The sequence below is a fragment of the Myroides sp. genome, from assembly GCF_032073645.1.
GTDB classification, from domain to species: Bacteria; Bacteroidota; Bacteroidia; order Flavobacteriales; family Flavobacteriaceae; genus Flavobacterium; species Flavobacterium odoratimimum.
On record NZ_DAMANB010000005.1, the window covers coordinates 139,314 to 153,405 of the forward strand.

Genomic DNA, 14,092 nt, shown 5'->3' on the forward strand with positions numbered 1-14,092 from the left:
AACGTGCAAGACACCATGCAAGATAACATGCAAGATAACATGCAAGACACCATGCAAAATAACGTGAAAGACAACGTGCAAGATAGCATTCATGATACCATGCAAGATAACGTGCAAGACACCATGCAGGATAACGTGCAAGATAACGTGCAAGACACCATGCAAGACACCATGCAAGACACCATGCAAGATAATATGCAAGATAGCATTCATGATACCATGCAAGATAGCATTCATGATACCATGCAAGATAGTCCACAAGTTATAGAGCTTTTAAAAGCTTTTATTGATATACACAGTAGAGAAGAATTACAAGAGAAATTAGGGCTACTAAATAGAGATAATTTTAGAAGAAATTACTTGCAAGCAGCACTTGAAAGAGAATATATTGCTTTGACAATACCTGATAAACCTACGAGCCGTAACCAGAAGTACTATTTAACTGAAAAAGGGAAAGCAACAGCAAAGAGTTTACTTAAAAAGAAACCGTAGTAGAATGCTATGAGTTGATTTTCTTCTTTAGTAGTGATTATAGGATATTTGATTTTCTTTAGAAACATGTATTAGTATTGTGGTGTATTTAGCAAGAATGATTACTTCTTTAGGGTTTCAGTATTATTATTTTGGATTAAAACAATGCCGTCGACAACTTCTTAGATGTCTATTGTTGTACAAGGATAGTAGGGGTGTGTTTTACAGGGAAGTTTACTGAGTTAGCAATGAAGCAATATTCATTGGCTTTATGATGTAGTTCTTTTGCTTTTTCGACCATATCTTTATTAGTTACAACTATCGTAGGATGGAGTGTTACTTCAATAAATCTACCTTTGCCATCTACTTCTTCTATCATTACACCAGTCACATGATCTGTATATGTTACTACAATAATATTATTTACAGAGCAGAAGTGTAAGTACCACAACATATGGCAAGAAGATAGAGAAGAAATAAGCATATCTTCAGGGTTGTGTTTGGTCTTATCTCCTCTAAAAGCAGGGTCAGATGAACCTAATATAGCAGGTTTATAATCAATTGTAATAGTATGATCTCTTTCATAGTTCTTGTAGTTATCAGTTCCAGTTCCTTTGTTACCTGTCCACTCTATGGTAGCTTGATAGTTATGTGTTTTCATTGTTGTGTGTTTTGTGTTCATAAAGATAAGGACAAGTTTAACGATTTATGTTCTCAATTGCCTATTTTATGGTAGTATAGTCAAGATTTGTGCTATTAGATGGAGTATATAGATTTTATCTTTGTGGCATAATTAAGAACAAGGTATTTAACGCTGTTATGAAAGCATTATCTCGAATTATCGTTTTGTGTTTTTTTCTCTTTCATTTTGGATTTGCAAGCCAACGTGTAGAGACAGGGAAGAATTATGCCGTATCAGGTAAGGTTTTGTTATCTGATCAAGTTAGCAAGAAAGATGCATCTAAAGTTTTTTGTCAAATAGAAGTGGAGTATTTAAACTCGTTAGATACTAATGACTTTTCTAGTGATAAAATAGATTTAGGTGATGTACTACACTTTCTGCATACATACGTTTTTAATGAGCGTTTTACTACATCCGTTTTAAGTGAGGACAATGTATCAGCTTATCTGCAACAGCATAGAGCAAAGTACTTATTATACCAGACACTTAAGATTCCTCATGGGATAGTTTAAAAAATAATGGCTACAGGGTAATTGTGGTCAAATCTTTGCTACTTAGTTAATCAATCAATATGTAGCCAATGTAGTTAAATCTATGTTGGAGTGTTATTCTATTTTTTCAATTTTAATTAAAAATATATATGCATTTATTACCGAGAGAAACGGAAAAGTTGCTTTTGCACTTGGCTGGTGAATTAGCCAAAAAACGCAAGGCTAGAGGGGTAAAACTAAATTATCCTGAATCTATAGCCTATATCAGTAGTGAGCTTCTAGAGGCGGCACGAGATGGAAAAACAGTAGCAGAGTTAATGCAGTATGGAGCTACACTATTAACACGTGAAGATGTAATGGACGGAATTGCCGAGATGATTCACGATGTACAGATAGAAGCTACTTTCCCTGATGGAACAAAGCTAGTGACAGTACACAACCCTATTAGATAATTTAATACGTCAACAAATGGTTCCAGGAGAATATTTTATTAAAGAGGAAGATATTATCTGTAATGAAGGTAGAGAGATTACTACCATTACAGTGGTTAATAAAGGAGATAGACCTATCCAAGTGGGGTCTCACTATCATTTTTTTGAAGTAAATAAAATGATGGAGTTCGACCGTGCTGCGGCATTTGGTAAACGATTAAATATTATTGCCAGTACAGCTGTTCGTTTTGAGCCAGGAGAAGAAAAAGAGGTAGACTTAGTACCTTATGCAGGTGCACGAAAGATATATGGACATAACGATTTAGCCAATGGAGAAACAATCTCTGAAGAAGCTAAAGCTATAGCGATGAAAAAAGTAGAGAAACAGTACTTTAAAAACAAATCATTATGAGTTTAAAAGTTGGTAGAGCAAACTACAGTGCGATCTTTGGTCCTACAGTAGGAGATAGAGTGCGTCTAGGAGATACAGAAATCATCATTGAGGTAGAGAAAGACTTTGCAAGTTATGGTGATGAGAGCAAGTTCGGTGGAGGTAAAACTGTACGCGATGGAATGATGCAATCATCTAATCACCTTAGTCATGAAGGGGTGCTAGATATGGTAATTACAGGAGCAATTATTATTGATCACTGGGGTATCGTAAAGGGAGATATTGGTATTAAAGATGGTAAGATAGTAGGTGTAGGTAGAGCAGGTAATCCTGATACGATGGATGATGTAAGCCTTAATATGATTATCGGCGCTTCTACAGAAGTACATGGAGGAGCAGGGTATATCGTTACAGCAGGAGGAATAGATACTCATATTCACTACATCAGCCCTACACAGATAGAGACAGCCCTATACAGTGGAGTGACAACCATGATAGGTGGAGGTACTGGACCTGCAGATGGGACAAATGCGACAACTGTGACTCCTGGTAAATGGTATATGAAGCGCATGATGCAAGCTGTGGATCACTTACCAATGAACTTCGGGTTCTTCGGAAAGGGAAATGTAGGGACAGAACAGCCTATTATTGAACAGATCGAAGCAGGTGCTTTAGGAGTAAAGATACACGAGGATTGGGGAGCTACTCCAGCTACTATCGATAGAGCGTTATCTGTAGCAGATCAATATGATGTGCAGGTAGCGATACATACAGATACGTTAAATGAAGGAGGATTCTTAGAAGACACAATGCAAGCAATTAATGGACGTGTAATCCATACATTTCACACAGAAGGAGCTGGAGGAGGACACGCACCTGATATTATTAAATCGGCTATGTATCCTAATGTATTGCCAGCGTCAACTAACCCAACGAGACCATTTACAAAGAATACAATCGATGAGCACTTAGATATGCTGATGGTGTGTCACCACTTGAGTAAAGATATTCCAGAAGATGTGGCTTTTGCAGATTCGCGTATTCGTCCTGAGACTATTGCGGCTGAAGATATCTTGCAAGATCAAGGAGTATTTAGTATTATGAGTTCTGATTCTCAAGCTATGGGACGTGTAGGTGAAGTAGTCACTAGAACATGGCAGACAGCAGATAAGATGAAGAAACAAATCGGTAGCCTAGCAGAGGATGAGGGAACAGGTAATGATAACTTCCGTGCAAAAAGATATGTAGCGAAGTATACAATCAACCCTGCTATTGCTCATGGGGTATCTAACTATATCGGTTCTATAGAGCCAGGTAAGATAGCTGATTTAGTAATATGGAAACCAGCTTTATTTGGGGCAAAACCAGAGATGATTATTAAAGGAGGAATGATAGCTGCGTCTAAGATGGGGGATGCGAATGCGTCTATTCCAACGCCTCAACCTATTATCTTGAGAACGATGTATGGGGGACTAGGAAAAGCAGTAACTAACACTTGTTTTAACTTCGTCTCTAAGATATCTCTAGAAAAAGGTATTCAAGAAGAATATGGGGTAGCTAGAACGTTACTTCCAGTGACTAACTGTCGTAATATCTCTAAAGCAGATATGATTCACAATCATGCTACACCAGAGATTATTGTGAATCCAGAGAACTATGAGGTAAGTATAGATGGTAAGAAAATCACTTGTAAACCAATAGATGAGGTAGCACTAGGACAGCGATATTTCTTGTTTTAAAACTATAGAAACAACAAACAAATAAACCAACAACAAGAGAATACAAGGGCTTTTTAGCCCTGTATTCTCATTTTTAAGTAAACGTAAGAATGCTAGTAACTCAAGCGATAAGAAATTGTAAGTCAGAAGAGATAGAGAAGCATATCGATTATTTATACATCGAATGGTATCAAGTAGACAAGCGTATCCAGCGTCTAGTGACAGCTGATGGACTATCTATTGCTATTCGTTTTTTAGGTAAAGGGCAGAGTTTAAAAGATGGAGATATCCTATATGAAGATCAGCAAAAAGTAATCATGGTATCTATTTTGCCTTGTGAGGCTATTGCTTTTACTTCATCTGATATGATAACATTAGGTTTAGTGGCTTATGAAATAGGAAATAAACATATCCCACTCTTTGCTGAAGATAATAGTTTATACATGCCTTATGAGCGTTCTATGCAAGAGTGGTTTGATAAAAATGGATATACAACAGAGGTTATAGAAAAGAAGTTGAGATGTCCACTAAATGCAAATGTTGATTTTGAACAACATAAGAAGTTTACGTTTACACTGCCTAAAGGTAGTTTATCATTAAAATTATAGAATATGCAAGAGTCATTTTTAGGAAGGTTATTGCATTTAGCAGATCCAGCATTACCCATAGGGGGATATACGCATTCTAATGGGTTAGAGACCTATGTACAAAATGGGATGGTATGTGATAAGATATCAGCAGATCAGTATATAAGACATAATCTATGGTATAATATTAAGTATAATGATGCAGCACTGATGAAGCTGGCCTATGATGCTACTGTGTTAGGAGATGTCAAAGAATTAATCGCATTGGATCAAGAATGTAATGCACTAAAGGGGCCAATGGAAATAAGACAAGGTAGTCAGAAGTTAGGATTGCGTTTATATAAGATATTTAATAGATACAGTGGAGAGCATACTGTAGTACAACAATGGGAACAATTGATTAAGGCAAAAGAAACCTATAATCACTATTGTATTATGTATGGAGTCTTTGCAGCAGTAATGCAAATCCCTTTAGTAGAAGCTATGCATGCATATTACTACAATGCAGCTATAGGTATGGTCACTAATGCGGTAAAGCTAGTACCACTAGGACAACTAGATGGACAAGATATCCTGTATTACTTACACGATGATTTATTGAAACTAAGTGAAGAGTCGTTAGTAATGGATAGAAACCTTATCGGTCTGTGTAATATTGGTTTTGATATCAGATGTATGCAACACGAACGCCTTTATTCAAGACTTTATTTATCATAAGCAAATAACAATATGGAAAATAGAAAATATATTAAAATAGGAGTAGGAGGGCCTGTAGGATCAGGTAAAACAGCTCTACTGGAACGATTGAGTCGTCGATTATTAAATGAATATGATCTAGCTGTAATTACAAATGATATTTACACTCGTGTAGATGCAGAGTTTATGGCTAAGAATAGTCTATTGCCAAAAGATAGAATTATAGGTGTAGAGACAGGAGGATGTCCTCATACTGCAATACGCGAAGATGCGAGTATGAATCTGGAAGCTGTAGATGAGTTAGCTAGTCGTTTTCCTGATTTAGAGTTGATCTTTATTGAGAGTGGAGGAGATAACCTATCATCTACCTTTAGCCCTGACTTAGCCGACATTACTATTTTCGTATTAGATGTAGCAGAGGGAGAAAAGATGCCAAGTAAAGGAGGACCAGCCATTACACGTTCTGACCTGTTGTTAATCAATAAGAAAGACTTAGCCCCTTACGTAGGAGCCGATCTTAATGTGATGGAGACAGATGCAAGACGAGTGAGAAAAGGAGCTCCATTTTTATTTTCTAATTTAAAAACAGGAGATGGACTAGAAGAAATAGTAGGTTGGATTAAAAAATATGCCTTGTTAGAGGATATTGAAGAACCAAATTTATTGAGATAATATGATTTCATCATTAGATATAAAAGTTGAGCAACGTGAGGGAGCTTCTTATTTAAAAGACGCTTACGTTACTCAACCTTTTCGAATTGTACCAGTAGGGCAATATAAGAGAGATAAGGCAGCTTATCTGATGATTATGAGTTCTTCTCCAGGACTCTTAGATAACGATGATCATCGCATCTCTATTCACCTTGCTAAGTACACTAAACTTCAATTACAGACACAAGCGTATCAACGTCTTTTTCACATGAAGAATAAGTCGATGCAAACCACTGTAATAGATATGAAAAAGGGAAGTGCCTTTGCCTATATTCCTCATCCGGTAGTACCCCAGAGTTCATCAACTTTTATCAGTCGTAATAAAGTAGAAATGAAGGAAGATTGTCATTTTTTACTTTCTGATATTATTACTTGTGGAAGGAAATTATCAGGAGAAGAGTTTGAGTATAATCATTTTCAGAATTTGACTGAGATTTATGTAGAAGGTAAGCTTAAAGTAAAGGATAATGTACTGTTACAACCTGACTTAATGCCTATTAAAGAGATAGGTATTCTAGAGGGGTATACTCATCAGGGAACTCTGATTTACTATAATACCGCCAATGTGTCTGTACTAGAATACATAGAGTACTTCTATGGACAGTATAGAGAGAAAGAGGGAATAGAATTTGGTATCAGTTTATTAGAGGGAGATGGATTTATGATTCGAGTTTTAGGACAAGGAGCAGAAAAGCTATTCAATATATTTCAAACAATTCAACAGAAGCTATGGGATGAGTTGTTTTTATAACAGCCTAAGTAGATTTTAATTAAAAACTCAAAAATAAAACCATGAAAGAACTTATAGTTCATTGTTTTAAGGCCTTTTTTAGAGGTTTTGGACAGATTATGTTACAAGCCAATGCAATAACAGGAATACTGTTCTTAGCAGCGATATATTACGACTCTACAGATATGGCTTTAGCGGCATCTCTGAGTAATATTGTCGCTATTATAACAGCGAAGTTGTTGAGATTTGATAGGCAGGACATAGAGAATGGACTATATGGGTTTAATGCATGTCTAATAGGGGTAGCTTTAATATTCTATTTTGAACCTAGTATTTGGGTATATGCGATGATGATTATTTCATCTGTTTTATCAACCATTATAATGGGATGGGCAATAAAAAAGGAATTACCAGCTTATACATTTCCTTTTATTCTTTTTACTTGGATTTCACTGTTTATTCTAAGTATCCCTGATTTAGCTATTCGTTCTGTACCTGAGCACTTTGTAGATATAGAAGAGTTAGATGACTTTTTAATTCAAGGCCATGCTTTTGGACAAGTATTATTTCAAGGGAGCTTTGTAGCAGGAGTTGTATTCTTTTTGGGAGTGTTTATCAGCCGACCTATACAGGCATTATATGGTTTTGTAGCAGTGATTGTCAGTGTGTATATTTCGCATAGTAGTCATGCCTCTAATGCTTTAATTAGTGAAGGAGTATTTAGTTTTAATGCGGTATTATGCGGTATTGCTATGGGAGAGGATAAAGTACGTGCAGGAATGTATGTGTTAATCAGTGTAATTATCTCTACCTATTTCGATATTTTTATGATTAAGTATGGATGGACTACTTTGACATTCCCTTTTGTATTTGCGATGTGGGTGATGTATCCTATCAAGCAGTTAGACAAATGGATAGTGAAGAAATTAGAAGAACTAGGAATTACTAATCTTATTGATAGAATATCTAAGTAATATTGGCAAAATATTAGCTATAGACTATTGATAATGATTTATTTATTTTATAAAATTTGCCTTAATTATTTGGTTGAAATATGTCGAAGCCGTCTATTGAAATATTGAACAACTATCAGTATAAGAAGTTGTTTTTGCCTCATTTGGATAATAGTTACTTAGAGAATGATAGCAAGATTCAAGTTTATCGTTTAGAAGACTATTTAAGGGGCATTTTAATGCCTGTTATCCCTTATCGTACCACATTTAATTTTATGATTATGTTGACTATGGGGGAGATGACACAGTATTTAGATAGTGGAGCTTATACTTTGTCTAAACATGAGATTATCAATGTCAAGAATGGAAATATAACTGCTACTCTTTCTATATCAGAGGATATCAAGGGGTATTTTGTTGTATATGAGAATGATGTAGTTACAGATATATCATTAGGAGCAACTGATTTAAAGTTTTTTGCCATGAATCCTCATGTGAAACTTAATGAGATGAATGCGAGATGGGTAAGTAGAATACTGAATTTGCTAGAAGAAGAATCTTTAAGTGAAAATAGAGATGTAGAGATTTGTGTTACCTTATTAGAGGCTATATTAATGAAGGTAATTCGTGCAGATATGGAAAAGAAGACTCCGATGAGTAGACAACTAGATATTGCTTTTCGCTTTAGAGAGTTGGTACAGAAATTTCATATTGATCATAAGAATGTTCTGTTTTATGCTAACCTTCTTCACATCTCAGAGAATTATCTGAATAAATGTGTCAAAGAAGCTACTAATAAACCGCCTAAACAATGGATTAATGAAATCAGTATCTTACATAGTCAAATACTCTTACAAGATAAAACAAGAGATATCGCAGGTATTGCTTTTGAATTAAAGTATAATTCACCTTCTTATTTTACAAGGTTATTTAAAAAGGTGACAGGATATTCACCTAGTGATTATCGCAAACATAAGTTTATATTATAACTTGTCTAGTATTGACAATGTTTAAAACAAGAAAGAGAATAGATATAAGTTATACTATTCTCTTTCTTGTTTTTTACTTTTCGTAAGCCTTGTCTATAATAGAGTTCATTGCTTCTTTTATCTTTTGTCTTCCTTCATCACTGTGGAGGTCTATACCACAGAAATACCTTCCATTGTGTTCAGCGTATAAGTTGAGGTAATAAGCCCCAGATACAAGAATAGCCATTAAAGCGCGATAATTATCTGCTTTATCACCAAAGTGATGATCAGATACATTCTTGAATAGAACTTCTCCTATATCTTCTTGTTTAGTTATAATTCTTTTTAAAGAATCTCTGTCTTCGGATAATTGCCAAAGCATTAGTTTTTGAAACTCCTTGTTTTGTTGAACAAAGTCGTATTGTTCAGCTAATAATGCTTTACCCATTTCTTTTCCGCCATCTTTAGTGGCTTCGTCTAACAATAAATCAGGATCTATATTGTTCCAAAAATATTGGGAGTTGATATACTCATCAAGTAATTGATCTACACCTCCAAAGTAATTATAGATAAGTTTTTTGTCTAAGCCTGCCGTTGCAGCGATATCATTTACTTTAAGAGCAGAATAGCCTTTTTCCTTTAAGATTATTCCTACTGCTTGAAGTAATGTTTCTTTACTTTTTTCTTTATTTCTCTCTCTTGGTTTTTCCTTTTTCTCTGACATAATGAAGTAAAAAAAATATTTTATCAAAAGTACTAATTATTAAGTCACCATTAAGTGATTTGTTATATATTTGCTCTTCATAAGAGACTCTCTAGGTATTGAAATCTTAGTATTAATGAAGGATACTTAATGTTTTCTGTTAAGAATATTTCTTTTAATAAGAAGTATTGATTTGGTTAGAGGCTTTGTTGAAAATAGAATTAGAGTCAATATTCTTGTTTATAGACTGTAAAGAAGTAATTGTAAAAAATAGGTATAACGCCATAAATAGAAGTATTATGATAAAATGGATATTAAGTGCTGTTGTCGTGATTTATTCTCTTGTAAGAGAGTTTATAACACATTTCTTGTAATACTGCGCTTTATAGTTATACGATAAAATATAGTTCTGGCCGAATTATAGATACGTTGTTTGTAGTAGGTTTCTAGTTAGTGTATTATCTAACTAGAACCTATGTTTTTTAATCAGTCATCTATTAAATTTTTTAGCATCCTGTATAATTGCTAGATAATGTATAATATTAATGAAAAAGAAAAGTAATAATGAGAGTCAAGTATCTTAGGGTATTTGGCTCTTATTTTTTTTAAATATAGTTTTAATGATTGCATAGACAGGGAGAGGAGCTGAATAAATGGTAAAAGCACTAAAAAATAAAATATTCACAATTAGCGATTGTTTGTTGTGAAATAAGAATGTAATTTAACAATTAATCACTAGAGGTATAAAAGAGGAGTCTATATACTATAGGGAGTCACCTATGGTGACTAGTGGCGTTTTATAAATTAGGTTTTATAATTGTTATTTTATGAGTTTTAATCGTGTATTTGTATAATATTTTTATTTATTGTGTATAAATGTTTGTGTAGTATTAAATATTGTTGGTTAAGTTCTATTTTTGTATTGCTAGTAATTATGATAAAATAATAAATAGTGTGTTCGTTTTATAGGTGTTTGAGACTAGTGAAATTGCTGAAAAGATCTAATAGAAGAATGATTAGGTACAAAATTTTATACAAAATAGATTAATTGGTGCGATTTTTGGTTTTATTGTAAAACGACCTCGTAGGGATAAGGTTAAAAAAACCAGAGATTGAAAGCTAATATTGCTTTTAAAGCTGGGGATAAAATGAATAAAAAGAGTAGTTATGAAAAAGAAGAATATCAGTTTAATAATTCTTGGGCTAGTGCCATGTATTGTTTCTGCACAAACTGTAAATGAAGGAATATTATCCGTTATGCCAGGTACAGAAATGGGTACTGTAGCGGAGTTTATTAACGAAAAGAAAGGTGACTTTACTAATGATGGTACTGTTTATTTCTTTAATGATTTTACCAATGAAGGTATCTATAGCATTAGTAAAAATGCGAAGACAGGTAAAGTCGTGTTTAGTAGATATGAGAACGAAACAGGTGTACAAACTATTTCGGGTAACTCATTTACTGAATTTTATGATGTAGTTCTAAACAATCCCCAGACAGCTGGAGCTTTTGATCTGAAAACAAATATAGATGTCTATGGAACAATGGACTTTCAAGACGGAATTGTAAAGGTAGACTCGACTTTGAATGCAACAACAGGATTATCAAAAGGGATGATCAGTTTTCAGAAAGGAGCAAAAGCAATTAATGTGAGTGATAAAAGCTTTGCTGATGGTGAGATAGAGAAAATAGGAAACGATGAGTTTATGTTCCCTCAAGGAAATAAAGGTAACTTTAGATATGCTAAAATCTCTGCTCCTAAAAGTGATAAATCTGTTTATGTTAGTAGATATATTTATGATGATAAACAGTTCTTCGAATCTCATAGTAATAAATCTGGAGTAATTAATTTATTGAATACAAAAGAGTTTTGGTTAGTAGATAAAGGAAATAACACAGAAGGAGATGTCTTGCTAACCTTGAGTTGGAGCGAGAATACTACATTGAAAGAGATGTTACTAAATCCAGAAAAAGATTTACATATTATCCGTTGGGATTCACATAATCTTATTTGGGTAGATGAAGGAGGAGTAGTAGATATCGCAAATAAAGAAGTAACTACAGCTACTGCTGTAAATGGTTATGGATTCTTCACTTTAGGGACAGTAAATACTGATGTAATGTTAGATGGTGATGTAGTCGTATATAACGCTGTTTCTCCTAATGGAGACGGTAAGAATGATTATTTTATTATTGATAATATTACTCGTTACCCTAATAACAAAGTACAGATCTTTAATAGATGGGGAGCTAAGGTGTACGAAACAACCAATTATGATAGTAATGGTAATGTATTTAAAGGATATTCAGAAGGGCGTGGTACTATGAATAAAAATGCTAAACTACCAACAGGTACTTACTTCTACGTCTTAACATACGAATATTCTGATGCTAGAGGAGCTAGAATTATCAAGAAACAAGGATACTTACATTTAGAGAATGAATAAAGTTAAAAGAAAATGATTAATAGAGTTATTAAGGTATTATTGACATAGATGCTCTTAATACAAAATGAAAGAAAACCACTAACTATTGTTAGTGGTTTTTTTATTAACTAGTGGTTTTTAGATAAAAAAGGAAAAATACACTTTAGAAGATAAAGTAATACTTCTACATTTGTGTACTTATAAAACACAAATGGAATTAGATATCTTTTTGTATTTAGGAATAGTTGCTTTCTGTGCTGGGTTTATAGATGCCATCGCAGGAGGAGGAGGACTAATACAAACACCACTAGGCCTAGCCTTATTACCCCAACTCCCTGTATCGACTGTGATAGGTACACTTAAGATTCCCGCTTTTTCAGGAACGGCTATAGCTGTCAGACAATATTTAAAGCAGACTAAGATAAACTGGATGTACTTTGCCCTATTAGCCTTGATCTCTTTTGGAAGTGCTTTTGCAGGCTCTTATGTTTTGACGATAGTGAATAATGACTTTATGAAGCCTTTGTTATTTATCATCTTAATAGCCCTATGGATATTCACTTATGTCAAAAAGGACTTCTCTAGAAAAGCGATTACTAATATTACAGATAGACAGAAATATATCTGGGGAGTTATCATTTCCGTAGTAGTAGGTTTTTACGATGGTTTTATTGGTCCAGCTACAGGTACGTTCTTTATTATGGGGTTTGTCTTTTTAATAGGTTTTGACTTTTTTAAAGCCTCTGCTTATGCAAAGCTGATTAATCTAGTAACCAACTTCGGTAGTATCTGCTTATTTTTATTAAAAGGTGCTATTATATGGAAGGTTGCTATCCCAATGGCTGTTTGTAACGGTTTAGGAGGATATTTTGGAGCGAAGATGGCTATTCTAAAAGGGCAAGTATGGGTGAGATATATCTTTTTATTCATCATGTTCATCGCTATTTGTCGATTTGGATATGAAGTGTGGTTTAAATAAGAAACTATGGAAAGAGATAAACCATTTTACTTATCACTGACTAAAGAGAATAGTCATAAAGTAAAGATAACAGCAGGACAAGGTCGTTTTGCGATAGGCACTAAGGGAATTACAATGTCTAAATGTGATGCTTTAGTAGAGAGAGAAGATACTATTAATTGGAGCGTATTTAATGAGTTTCAAGTTCCAGCAGGAGGTAATTGGCCTCGTGTGATGGAGTACCACGGAGATGATACGTCATTTATCCAGTGGAGTGCTATTCGGGAGATGGAACAGCTAGATTGGGTACCACTAGATTGTAAAGAAGCTGATTTTAGTCAGGCAGCTATCAGAAGATTAGTAGTGACTATTGATCATCCTATTCGCTTAATATTAGGCAAGGGAGTGAAAGACATCTCTATTAGAGGGAAGGTCAGTAATCTAACTTTAGAGAACTATGAGCACCTAGAAGCTTTGTCTTTTTCGTTTGCTAATGATACTGTATCTCCCTTGAGATTACAAGTACTTAAAACGACAGCACATATCAAGGAGATCAATATTCATACTAAAGTGAATGGGCAACCTTTTGATTGTAGTAGTCTAGTACAGTTTTCTAATCTAACAGCAATATCACTATCTGGGCACTTATGTAATCTTGATGTCTTAAGTCAATTGAAGGGATTAGAGAGACTAGAGTTGAGATACGCGCCTACCTTAGAAGGTATCCCAGCACTAAATAGTTGGGCTAATCTAAATTACTTTATTGGTTGGAACATAGAAGAGACCGTAGGAAAACAACTCAAGAAACAATTAACTGTATTAGAGAAGGAAAGAACCTTTCAATACGCTTCTGTTTCTAATTTAAAGAAGCCTGAGTGGTTTATTACAGAGTTTAGTATCCCATTTGGTTCTTGGGTAGGGAAGAATAATAAAGTGACTGTAAAAGCGTATAAAGAGGCTCTAAAGGTAATTAAGAAAGCTAAAACGAAAGAGGAGGTCAAGGAAGCAATCAGAGTTCTAGTAGAGATCGTGAATGATCTACCGAATATCGAAACTACAGAGAGAGAGGATACTTGGGATGCAGTCATGCAATTAGTTTCTTTTAGTACGTTAGCTATAACGGAAGAAGAAGCTAATCAATGGTTTGATAAATATAGAGACTTTTAAAAAGAATA

At 34.3% G+C, this 14,092-nt stretch carries 16 protein-coding genes; 14 read left to right on the forward strand and 2 right to left on the reverse strand.

Annotation, left to right across the window (positions count from 1 at the left end; translation table 11 throughout):
• The coding region (locus RT228_RS05655) for a Fic family protein (RefSeq protein ID WP_409519867.1) at nt 1–492 on the forward strand (492 nt) is incomplete at its 5' end.
• Between the two features lie 169 nt (nt 493–661).
• On the opposite strand, the gene RT228_RS05660 is transcribed toward RT228_RS05655, so the two are convergent.
• Complete coding sequence (locus RT228_RS05660) at nt 662–1,132, reverse strand: OsmC family protein (RefSeq protein WP_286397440.1); 471 nt, start codon at nt 1,130–1,132, stop codon at nt 662–664.
• Between the two features lie 158 nt (nt 1,133–1,290).
• On the opposite strand from RT228_RS05660, the gene RT228_RS05665 reads away from it, so the two are divergent.
• From RT228_RS05665 to RT228_RS05710, 10 genes are all read left to right on the forward strand, one after another.
• Nucleotides 1,291–1,665, forward strand: a complete 375-nt coding sequence (locus RT228_RS05665) for a hypothetical protein (RefSeq protein ID WP_313138496.1) — start codon at nt 1,291–1,293, stop codon at nt 1,663–1,665.
• A gap of 128 nt (nt 1,666–1,793) precedes the next feature.
• Nucleotides 1,794–2,096, forward strand: a complete 303-nt coding sequence (gene ureA / locus RT228_RS05670) for an urease subunit gamma (protein ID WP_006258220.1) — start codon at nt 1,794–1,796, stop codon at nt 2,094–2,096.
• Nucleotides 2,097–2,112: 16 nt separating this feature from the next.
• A complete protein-coding gene (gene ureB, locus RT228_RS05675; protein WP_006261509.1) occupies nt 2,113–2,487 on the forward strand; it encodes an urease subunit beta in 375 nt (124 codons plus the stop codon).
• The gene (gene ureC, locus RT228_RS05680) at nt 2,484–4,205 is read left to right on the forward strand and encodes an urease subunit alpha (protein WP_313138497.1); all 1,722 of its coding nucleotides are present in this window, start codon (nt 2,484–2,486) and stop codon (nt 4,203–4,205) included. The genes ureB and ureC overlap by 4 nt, the downstream gene beginning before the upstream one ends.
• Before the next feature lie 89 nt (nt 4,206–4,294).
• Nucleotides 4,295–4,792, forward strand: a complete 498-nt coding sequence (locus RT228_RS05685) for an urease accessory protein UreE (protein WP_071307571.1) — start codon at nt 4,295–4,297, stop codon at nt 4,790–4,792.
• 3 nt (nt 4,793–4,795) lie between these two features.
• On the forward strand, nt 4,796–5,488 hold the full coding sequence (locus RT228_RS05690; protein ID WP_016649138.1) for an urease accessory protein UreF: 693 nt from the start codon (nt 4,796–4,798) through the stop codon (nt 5,486–5,488).
• A 12-nt stretch (nt 5,489–5,500) separates the two neighbouring features.
• A complete protein-coding gene (gene ureG, locus RT228_RS05695) occupies nt 5,501–6,139 on the forward strand; it encodes an urease accessory protein UreG (protein WP_016649139.1) in 639 nt (212 codons plus the stop codon).
• A 1-nt stretch (nt 6,140) separates the two neighbouring features.
• Nucleotides 6,141–6,929 carry an urease accessory protein UreD gene (locus RT228_RS05700; protein WP_016649140.1) on the forward strand — a complete coding sequence of 263 codons (789 nt, stop codon included), beginning with the start codon at nt 6,141–6,143 and terminating at the stop codon, nt 6,927–6,929.
• 41 nt (nt 6,930–6,970) lie between these two features.
• Entirely contained in the window at nt 6,971–7,882 is a 912-nt protein-coding gene (locus RT228_RS05705; protein ID WP_016649141.1) for an urea transporter, read from the forward strand.
• 80 nt (nt 7,883–7,962) lie between these two features.
• Nucleotides 7,963–8,850, forward strand: coding sequence for a helix-turn-helix domain-containing protein (locus RT228_RS05710; protein WP_016649142.1), 888 nt, complete (start codon nt 7,963–7,965; stop codon nt 8,848–8,850).
• A gap of 73 nt (nt 8,851–8,923) precedes the next feature.
• On the opposite strand, the gene RT228_RS05715 is transcribed toward RT228_RS05710, so the two are convergent.
• Entirely contained in the window at nt 8,924–9,553 is a 630-nt protein-coding gene (locus tag RT228_RS05715) for a TetR/AcrR family transcriptional regulator (protein ID WP_006258211.1), read from the reverse strand.
• Between the two features lie 1,146 nt (nt 9,554–10,699).
• Here RT228_RS05715 and RT228_RS05720 point away from each other — a divergent pair.
• From RT228_RS05720 to RT228_RS05730, 3 genes are all read left to right on the forward strand, one after another.
• Entirely contained in the window at nt 10,700–11,980 is a 1,281-nt protein-coding gene (locus RT228_RS05720; RefSeq protein ID WP_131540980.1) for a gliding motility-associated C-terminal domain-containing protein, read from the forward strand.
• 190 nt (nt 11,981–12,170) lie between these two features.
• Nucleotides 12,171–12,938, forward strand: a complete 768-nt coding sequence (locus RT228_RS05725) for a sulfite exporter TauE/SafE family protein (protein WP_225600660.1) — start codon at nt 12,171–12,173, stop codon at nt 12,936–12,938.
• A 6-nt stretch (nt 12,939–12,944) separates the two neighbouring features.
• Entirely contained in the window at nt 12,945–14,084 is a 1,140-nt protein-coding gene (locus RT228_RS05730) for a hypothetical protein (protein WP_225581953.1), read from the forward strand.
• Nucleotides 14,085–14,092: the final 8 nt, after the last annotated feature.